2 protein-coding genes are annotated in these 6832 nt (G+C 72.0%); one reads left to right on the top strand and one right to left on the bottom strand.

The window, feature by feature from the left end:
* Window positions 1-118: 118 nt before the first annotated feature.
* A complete protein-coding gene (locus AB0N89_RS31075) occupies window positions 119-2029 on the bottom strand; it encodes an Hsp70 family protein (RefSeq protein WP_364211767.1) in 1911 nt (636 codons plus the stop codon).
* 160 nt (window positions 2030-2189) lie between these two features.
* On the opposite strand from AB0N89_RS31075, the gene AB0N89_RS31070 reads away from it, so the two are divergent.
* Window positions 2190-6812, top strand: coding sequence for an ATP-dependent helicase (locus AB0N89_RS31070; protein WP_364211764.1), 4623 nt, complete (start codon window positions 2190-2192; stop codon window positions 6810-6812).
* Window positions 6813-6832: the final 20 nt, after the last annotated feature.

Below are 6832 nucleotides of genomic sequence, written 5' to 3'. Positions count from 1 at the left end.
TGATACGCATCGAGCGGAGTCTAGCCCGCTCTCCGCTCAAGTCCGTGAAGGCCTCCTTGAGGGACTCTGGGTCCCTCAAGGAGGCCTTCACGGACTTGAGCAGTCGCGAATACCGGGGTCACTCGCCCGGCTGGACGCTCTTTTCGAAGTAGTCGGCCAGTTCGCCCGGCGTCGGGTTCTGTCCTTCGGCCGGGACCTGGTAGATGAAGCCGACCAGCGGCCGGTCGGTCACCGAGAACACCAGGACGGCCGCGTTCCGACCGGCGGCCGACGAGTACTGGCCTTCCAGGGCGTTGCCCGCCCACTTGGCCTCGGTGCGGTCCCCGCCCGCCGACTTGAGCAGCCCGTCTGTGTAGGCCTTGAGCTTCTCCGCCGAACCGCTCTGCAGGTAGGTCACCTGGGTCCCGGCGCGGCCCGGCGCGGAGCAGGTCGACGTCACGCCGAGGTCCTCCGCCGGTTTCGCCGGCCCGTTGCCCATCCCGGGCTTGCAGTCGCCGGTGTCGGCGATCTTCCCGGCGAGCTGGCGCAGGCAGCCGGTGAGGCCCTTGTCGTCGGCCGCGCTGGGCGTCTTGCAGTCGTCGGCCGTGTAGGTCGTCACCGACGAGGAGGTCAGGAAGTACGTGAGCCCGGCCGCGATCAGCACGACGACGGCCACGATGGCCCCGATGACGATCGGCTTCTTCTTGCTCGCGGGAGCCTTCTCGGCGGTGGTCTGACCGGCGAGGGAGTAGGTCGGGAAGTTCGTCGGCGCGGGCTGCTGCACCTGCTGCGGACCGCTGTTCGGATAACCCGACTGGGGGAAACCGCCGGACTGGCCGGGACCGCCTCCCTGGTAGCCAGGGATCGACGCGACCTGCTGCGGCGGCGCGTACGGACCCGAAGCGCCGGGGCCGACCTGGTGCCCGCCGGTTCCCGCCGCGACCTGCCCTTCGACACCCTGCGTCCGCGTGCTGATGCCGTCGGAGGCGACGTGCTGGGCACCGAGCGCCACCGCGGTCTCGGGCTGGTCGAGGCTGCCGGGGACGACGCCGAGCTTCTCCGCGATCAGGCTGCCGACCAGCGGAAGCCTGCTCGAACCGCCGACGAGGTAGATGCCGGCGAGCCGGTCCGGGGTCATCCCCGCGGAGCGGACCACGCGCGCCATCAGCTCGACACTGCGCAGCATCGACGGCCGCACGAGAGCTTCGAGTTCGCCTCGCGTGACGAGGACGTCCTCGAACGGCTCCGGCATCGGGACCTCGGTCTGCGGGTGCCGCGACAGGGCCTCCTTCGCCGCCTTCACGTCCTCTTGCAGCGCGCGTCGCGTACGACGGTCCGGAGTGGACTCGGGCCGCAGGACCCGCTGCCAGCGCTGAGGATCCTTGTGCGAGACCTCGCGGCCGACGTGCACCAGCAGCGCCTGGTCTACGTCGAGGCCGCCGAGGTCGGGAAGACCGTCTTCGGCGACGACGGTGAAGCCGCCGTTCGGGGTCGCGCCGACGATCGCGACGTCGAAGGTGCCGGCGCCGAGGTCGTACACGGCGAGCGCCTGACCAGGCGCGAGCGTCTTGCCCGGGAACGACGCGAAATGCGCCGCCGCGGCGACCGGCTCGGGCACGAGAACCAGGTTGCCGCCCATCCCGGCGAGCCGGGCAGCGGACAGCAGCACGTTGCGGCGGGTCGGACCCCACTGCGCGGGATGCGTGAGCCGGACCTCGTCGGGCAGGTCGCCGCCGAGCTGGCGGGTGGTCTCGTCGAGGACGCGGCGCAGGATCGCGGCCAGCACCTCGCTGACCGGGATCACGTCGGTGCCCAGCAGGAGCGTCTGCTCGTCGATGCGGCGCTTGGGGTTGGGCTCGAAGCGGGTCGGGTCGAGGCGGGCACGGCGTTCGGCGTCGCGGCCGACCATGATCGTGCCGTCCTCGGTGGCGAAGACCGCGGACGGCATGTTGGCCGAACCGTCGACCTCGACCACCCGCGGCGGCCTCCCGTGCGCCGAAAGGACGGCCACGGTGTTGGACGTCCCGAGGTCCACCGACAGGATCCGCACAGCTCATACCCCTTCAACAGACGAACGGCGGCCGCCCCAGTACCGATCCGGCCGCGCTGGCCGTGATGCTCCCACGAGCGAGGGTTCCGCACGTGCGGAACCCGCCGAACCGGTCCCGTGTCACAGGCCCGGAGCGAAACTGTCGGTGGTCCGGCGCAGTATGGAGGGCGTGGCAGACGTACTCGACCTCTTCTCCCCCGCGACCAGGGACTGGTTCACCGGGGCCTTCGCCGCGCCCACCCGCGCGCAGGAGGGGGCGTGGCGTGCCGCGCACGCGAAGGAACACGCGCTGGTCGTGGCCCCGACGGGCTCCGGCAAGACGCTCTCGGCGTTCCTCTGGGCGCTGGACAGGCTGTCGGTCGAGCCGCCGCCGTCCGAACCCCGGAAACGCTGCCGTGTCCTCTACGTCTCACCGCTGAAGGCGCTGGCGGTCGACGTCCAGCGCAACCTGCGCGCGCCGCTGGCCGGGATCTCGCAGGCGTCGCGGCGGCTGGGGCTCCCAGTACCCGACATCGGCGTCGGCATGCGCACCGGCGACACCACCGCCGCCGAGCGGCGCTCGTTCGGGAAGACACCGCCGGACGTGCTGGTCACCACGCCGGAGTCGCTGTTCCTCATCCTCACCTCGTCCGCGCGGGACTCCCTGCGCGGCGTGGAGACGGTGATCATCGACGAGGTGCACGCGGTCGCGGGCGGCAAACGCGGCGCGCATCTGGCGTTGTCGCTCGAACGGCTCGACGCGTTGCTGGAGAAACCCGCGCAACGCATCGGGCTGTCGGCCACGGTCCGGCCGATCGACGAGGTCGCCTCGTTCCTGGCAGGCGGCAGGCCGGTCACCATCGTCCAGCCGAAGCTCGCGAAGACGATCGAGGTCCGCGTCGAGGTCCCGGTCGAGGACATGTCCACTCTCGACGGTCCACAAGGGCCGAAGCAGAACGAAGACCTCGACGCCGGCCTCGCGCGGCTCCCCGGCTCGCTGGACGAGAGCGACGGCACCCCGCGGCGGCCGTCGATCTGGCCCGCGGTGGAGGAGCGGGTCCTCGAACTGATCCAGGCGCACCGGTCGACGATCGTGTTCGCCAACTCCCGGCGGCTCACCGAACGGATGACGGCCCGGCTCAACGAACTCGCCGCCGAACAGACCGAGCTGGAGCCGGATCAGCGGTATCCCGCCGAGGCGATCGGCCAGTCCGGGCTCACCACCGGCGTGGCACCGGTGATCGCGCGCGCCCACCACGGGTCGATGTCCCGTGAGCAGCGCACGCATGTGGAAGAAGAGCTCAAGTCCGGGCGGCTGGCGTGCGTGGTGGCGACGTCCTCCCTGGAATTGGGCATCGACATGGGCGCCGTCGATCTCGTCGTGCAGATCGAGGCGCCGCCGACGGTCGCTTCGGGTCTCCAGCGGGTCGGCCGGGCCGGGCACCAGGTCGGCGCGGTGTCGAGCGGGGTGATGTTCCCGAAGTTCCGGGGCGACCTCGTCTCCTGCGCGGTGGTCGCGGAACGGATGGCGGCCGGGGCGATCGAGGCCGTGCGCTATCCGAGGAACCCGCTCGACGTGCTCGCACAGCAGGTCGTGGCGATGGTGGCGCTCGAATCGTGGACGGTCGACGAGCTGGCCGCCCTCGCCCGGCGTGCCGCGCCGTTCGCGTCCCTGCCGGACGACGCCCTGCTGGCGGTGCTCGACATGCTCGCCGGCCGGTACCCCAGCGAGGAGTTCGGCGAACTGCGCGCCCGGATCACCTGGGACAGGGTCAGCGGCGAACTGCACGGCCGTCCGGGTTCGCAGCGGCTGGCGGTGACCTCCGGCGGCACGATCCCCGACCGCGGCCTGTTCACCGTGATGACGCCGGGCGCCGACGACAAACCCGGTTCACGCGTCGGCGAGCTCGACGAGGAGATGGTCTACGAGTCCCGCGTCGGGGACACGATCCTGCTCGGCACCTCCTCCTGGCGGGTCACCGACATCACCCACGACCGCGTGATCGTGGTGCCCGCGCCGGGTGAGCCGGCCCGGATGCCGTTCTGGAAGGGCGACGCCCCCGGCCGTCCGCTGGAACTGGGCCGGGCGCTGGGCGCGTTCGTCCGCGAACTGTCCACTTCGGAGCCTTCGGCGGCCAGGGAACGCGCCGCGGTCGCCGGGCTTGACGAGTACGCGTGCGACAACCTGCTGGCGTATCTGGAGGAGCAGAAGTCGGCCACGCGGCACGTGCCCAACGACAAGACCGTGCTGCTGGAAAGGTTCCGCGACGAACTCGGCGACTGGCGGGTCATCCTGCACTCGCCGTTCGGCGCGCAGGTCAACGCGCCGTGGGCGCTCGCGATCGCGGCCCGGCTGCGGGAGAACCGCGGGGTCGACGCCCAGGTGGCGCATTCCGACGACGGCATCGTGCTGCGGCTGCCCGAGGCGCTGGACATGGACGGGGCCGAGGTCACCATCGGCGTCGAGGACGTGCTGCTCGATCCGGAAGAGGTCGAGCAGCTGATCGTCGCCGAGGTCGGCGGTTCGGCGGTGTTCGCCGCGCGGTTCCGGGAATGCGCGGCGCGGGCGCTGCTGCTCCCCCGCCGGGATCCGCGCCGCCGCACGCCGCTGTGGCAGCAACGGCAGCGCGCGTCGCAGCTGCTTTCGGTCGCCGCCAAGTACGAGCGGTTCCCCGTGGTGCTGGAAGCGATGCGGGAAGTCCTGCAGGACGTGTACGACGTCGGCGGGCTGCGCGAGCTGATGGCCGACGTGCGGTCGCGGAAGGTCAAGCTGGTCGAGGTCGAGACGCCGTCGGCGTCGCCGTTCGCGCGCAGCCTGCTCTTCGGCTACGTCGGGATGTTCCTGTACGAGACCGACGCCCCGCTCGCGGAACGGCGCGCGGCGGCGCTGGCGCTGGATTCGACACTGCTGGCCGAACTGCTCGGCACCGAGGCGATCCGGGAGCTGCTGGACGCCGAGGTCGTCGCCGAGGTCGAACGCTCGTTGCAGCGCCTCGATCCGGACAGGCACGCCCGCAACGCCGAGGAGGCCGCGGATCTGTTGCGGTTCCTCGGGGATCTCTCGATCGAGGAAGCCGCCGCCAGGGGCATCCAGCGGGAATGGCTGGAAGAGCTGGAAGCCGCGCGGCGGGTGATCCTGGTGCGCATCGGCGGTGGCGAACGCTTCATCGCCATCGAGGACGCGGGGCGCGTGCGGGACGCGTTGGGCACCGCGCTGCCGGTCGGTGTGCCCGAGGCGTTCACCGAGCCGGTCGAGGATCCCGTGGGAGACCTGCTTTCCCGCTACTCGCGCAGCCGCGGCCCGTTCAGCGCCCGTCAGGCCGCCGAACGCTTCGGGCTCGGGACGGCCGTGGTCACCGGTGTCCTGGACAGGCTGACCGCCCAGGGCAGGCTGGTCCGGGGCGAACTGAGCCCGGTCGGGCATCCGGAGACCCACGGCGTCGGGATGGAGTTCTGCGACGCGTCGGTGCTGCGCAGGCTCCGGAGGGCGTCGCTGGCCCGGCTGCGGGCCGAGGTCGAGCCGGTCGAACCGGCGGCGCTGGGCCGGTTCCTGCCGTCGTGGCACGGCATCGGCGCGCGGGTGCGGTCGGCGCCGACGGCGGACGACGTGCTGTCCGTGGTCGAGCAACTGGCCGGGGCGCCGCTGCCGGCGAGCGCCGTCGAATCCCTGATCCTGCCGAGCAGGCTGCCCGGCTACACGCCGTCGCTGCTGGACGAACTCACCACGGCGGGCGAGGTCACCTGGTGCGGGTGCGGTTCCCTGTCCGGCGGGGACGGCTGGCTGGCGCTCGCGCCTGCCGACGTCGCCGATCTGCTGCTGCCGGACCTCGACGACGATCTGCCCTCCGGCCCGCTCCACCAGGCCATTCTGTCCACTTTGGAGGGTGGGGCGCAGTTCTTCCGCCAGCTCGTGGAGCGCGCGTCACCCTTGGTCGAAACACCGCCCAACGACGGCGAAGTCGTTGCCGCGCTGTGGGATCTCGTGTGGGCCGGGCTGGTCACCGGGGACACGCTGGGCCCGCTGCGGGCGCAGGTCTCCGGTTCCGGCGCGGCACACAAGCCTAGGCGGCAGGCTCCTCGCGGCCGGTACGCGCGGCTCCGGGCCGGACGTCCGGCGATGCCCTCGCGCACCGGGCCGCCGACGGTGGCGGGGCGCTGGGCGCTGACCCCGGACCGCGAACCGGATCCGACCAGGCGTGCGCACGCGCGGACCGAGGCGTTCCTGGAACGGCACGGCGTCCTCACCCGGGGAGCGCTCGACACCGAGCGGGTGACGGGCGGTTTTTCCGGGATCTACAAGGTTTTGCGTGGGATGGAGGATTCGGGCCAGGTCGTCCGGGGTTACGTGGTGGAAGGGCTCGGTGCCGCGCAGTTCGCGGCGAAGGGCGCCGTCGACAGGCTGCGCGCGCAGTCCGGGAACCAGCGCACCACCACCGAGGGCGCGGTCGTGCTCGCCGCCGCCGACCCGGCGCAACCTTACGGCGCGGCGTTGCCGTGGCCTGCCGCGACAGGCGACACGAAGCACCGTCCGGCAAGGAAAGCGGGGGCGCTGGCGGTGCTCGTGGACGGTGTCCCGGCGATGTACGTCGAACGCGGTGGCCGGTCGCTGCTGAGTTTCACGGACGATCAGGAGACGTTGCGGTCGGCCGCGCGAGCGCTGTCCACCGCGGTGCGGGAAGGCTGGCTGGGTCAGCTCGCGGTGCAGAAGGCCGACGGCGAGGTGGCGCTCACCTCGGAGCTTTCGACCGTCCTGCAGGAGGCGGGATTCCGGGCGACTCCCAAGGGCCTGCGGCTGCGGGCCTAGAATTGCCGCTCAGCCCTGCG

It is taken from the genome of Amycolatopsis sp. NPDC089917, from assembly GCF_040684635.1.
Classification (GTDB): domain Bacteria; phylum Actinomycetota; class Actinomycetes; order Mycobacteriales; family Pseudonocardiaceae; genus Amycolatopsis.
Note: the sequence above shows the minus strand (reverse complement) of the source record. Positions and strands in the feature narration are given on the sequence as shown.

Bases quoted from the DNA above. Each gene is read 5' to 3' on its own strand.
- AB0N89_RS31070 (WP_364211764.1), top strand. From the start codon at position 2,190: ATGGAGGGCGTGGCAGACGTACTCGACCTCTTCTCCCCCGCGACCAGG.